The sequence below is a fragment of the Rivularia sp. UHCC 0363 genome, from assembly GCF_034931125.1.
GTDB lineage: Bacteria > Cyanobacteriota > Cyanobacteriia > Cyanobacteriales > Nostocaceae > Rivularia.
The window spans coordinates 38,809-41,025 of the sequence record NZ_JAYGHM010000071.1; the positions used below are offsets into that span (position 1 = coordinate 38,809).

A 2,217-nucleotide genomic window follows, 5' to 3' on the forward strand; every position below is an offset into this window, starting at 1 on the left:
GCTCGCACTACAAATAATTTCATAATTCCCCATTACCCATTACCAATTACCAATTACCCATTACCCATTACCCATAAGCATTTCAGAACTTTTTCAAAAAAAACTTTGGCATTTCCGAAAGCTTGTGATACTATTAGTAATCGTGAGACGACATGGGTCGATGTCCGAGTGGTTAATGGAGGCGGACTGTAAATCCGCTGGCTTCGCCTACGCTGGTTCAAATCCAGCTCGGCCCATCTCACTTCTAGATTTTGGATTTGCTTGATAATAGTCCAAAGTCTAGAATCAAAGCTTTTTTTGCCGATGTAGCTCAGTGGTAGAGCACACCCTTGGTAAGGGTGAGGTCACGAGTTCGACTCTCGTCATCGGCTTTTTGAGATTTTGGATTGTCTTCTAAAATTATGCTATTAAGGTTTCAAGTAGCATAGTTCAATTTTAAGAAGTAAAAAAGGCGATCGCGCTTACGGAAGGCAAATCCGTTATTTTCCTCTGGTTAGATAGATTTATCAATTGGTAATAATAAGTAAGCTGACGAATCAAGGTTCAGGTGTTGCTAAAATCATTATAAATACTACCATCAGGCATTGTCGCTCCTTCTAAATATGTATCATTTAAATCAACACCACTGATATTCGCATTTAGAAGGTCAGCATACTTAAAATCAGCAAATTTCATTTTAGAACAACTCAAGTTCGCATCCTTAAGATTACCGTTTCTCAAATTTACATTCGTGAGGTCAGCATTACTTAAATTAGTACCACTTAAATTACAACCGCCCAAGTTACAATCTCTCAAATTGGCAGCGACTAGGGAGATGTTACTAAGTTTAGCAAGGGTAAGATCGGTTAAACTTAAATTTGCACGGTCGAGTTTAGTGTTACTGAAGTTAGTTTTTCTCAAATCAGCATGGTTAAGATTAGCGTTGCTCAGGTCTATTTTATTAAGGTTGGCATTACTCAAGTTGGCACTATTAAGATCGGCACTAATGAGGCAACTTGCTTCTAGTTTAACACCATTGAGATTAGCATTAATTAGCTTGGCTTCACGTAAGTCTACCCATCTTAATTCTGCTTTACTCAGGCAAGCTAAATTTGTTTCAAGGAAGAGACCCTTCCACTGCACCAGGAAGATACCCAGGTGACAGGAAAATTAAGGCTGACGATAAATTGACTATTCAAATCCATCAACTTAATTTACATATAGAAACTAAAGAACGAGAAATTGAAAATGTTCCAGTAATTGCTATATGGGTTCCAAAAAAAATGGAACATGATTGGGTCATCCAAAATCAAGGTGGTGTTCTATAAAAGTACTTGTTATTCGATAAATATTTTGGTTTTCGTACCTTGAATACCACTTACTACAACGGCTGTGTTTTTTTGCAACAAGGTAGCTCCCCAGTCTACAATTCTTCGATAATTGAATATTGTGAATGAAGTAAACCAATTAGCAACTTTTACCTGTATTATTTTAGCCAAAGATTTTAGTAAAAGCTGTGAGCCTTATTCTTCAAGTTCCCACCGTTAACGATAATTTAAAAGACTTCGAGCGGCTTTTCCAGTTATGGCAAAAAGTTGAAACCGAAGCAACAGAAATAATATTTGACTTTTCTCAGTGCTGGTTTTTACGACCAAATGCTGTTGCTTTTTTGGGTGGTTTAATCCGCTTGATTCAAATTAAAGGCGGAAATATTAAATTTAGATGGAATACTCTTCATAAGAACGTTAGAAGAAATTTAGAACAGAATGGTTTTATGTATGTATTTGGGAATGATAAAGAACCTTGGCAAGGTAACTCAATTCCTTATAGAGAAGATCCATATCAAGACAAAGATAGTTTAGTTGACTATCTAACAGAACAATGGTTAGGTAGAGACTGGGTTCATATAGGTCAGATTTTACAAAGTGTTATTGTAGGAACAACGCTCGAAATTTATGCTAATGCCTTTGAACATGGGCAAACAGAGATTGGCGTATTTAGCTGCGGACAACACTATCCCAATTTAAGCGAACTGAAACTAACGGTAGTTGATTTTGGAGTGGGAATTCCTCATAATGTACGTAATTTCCAAAAAAATCCTAATTTATCCGCAGACAAAGCATTAAAATGGGCTTTTCAACCAGGAACGACAACTAGACGCGGTAGTATAACAGGTGGCATTGGTCTTGATTGTTTAAAAAGGTTTGTTCAAATAAATAAAGGAAAACTTGAAATTTT

The 2,217-nt window shown here is 36.5% G+C and carries 2 protein-coding genes, 2 tRNA genes and 1 pseudogene; 4 read left to right on the forward strand and 1 reads right to left on the reverse strand.

What is annotated here, in order from left to right:
* From VB797_RS28735 to VB797_RS28745, 3 genes and pseudogenes are all read left to right on the forward strand, one after another.
* Positions 1-192 (forward strand): annotated as a pseudogene (locus tag VB797_RS28735) (hypothetical protein); the annotation flags it as partial.
* Positions 155-236, forward strand: a tRNA-Tyr gene (locus tag VB797_RS28740). The pseudogene VB797_RS28735 and the gene VB797_RS28740, both read left to right, overlap by 38 nt.
* A 63-nt stretch (positions 237-299) precedes the next feature.
* Positions 300-371: transfer RNA gene (locus VB797_RS28745), tRNA-Thr, on the forward strand.
* 172 nt (positions 372-543) lie between these two features.
* On the opposite strand, the gene VB797_RS28750 is transcribed toward VB797_RS28745, so the two are convergent.
* The gene (locus tag VB797_RS28750; RefSeq protein ID WP_323241183.1) at positions 544-1,122 is read right to left on the reverse strand and encodes a pentapeptide repeat-containing protein; all 579 of its coding nucleotides are present in this window, start codon (positions 1,120-1,122) and stop codon (positions 544-546) included.
* 373 nt (positions 1,123-1,495) lie between these two features.
* Here VB797_RS28750 and VB797_RS28755 point away from each other — a divergent pair.
* Positions 1,496-2,217 (forward strand): hypothetical protein (locus VB797_RS28755; protein ID WP_323241184.1); only part of this gene is annotated, 722 nt, incomplete at its 3' end.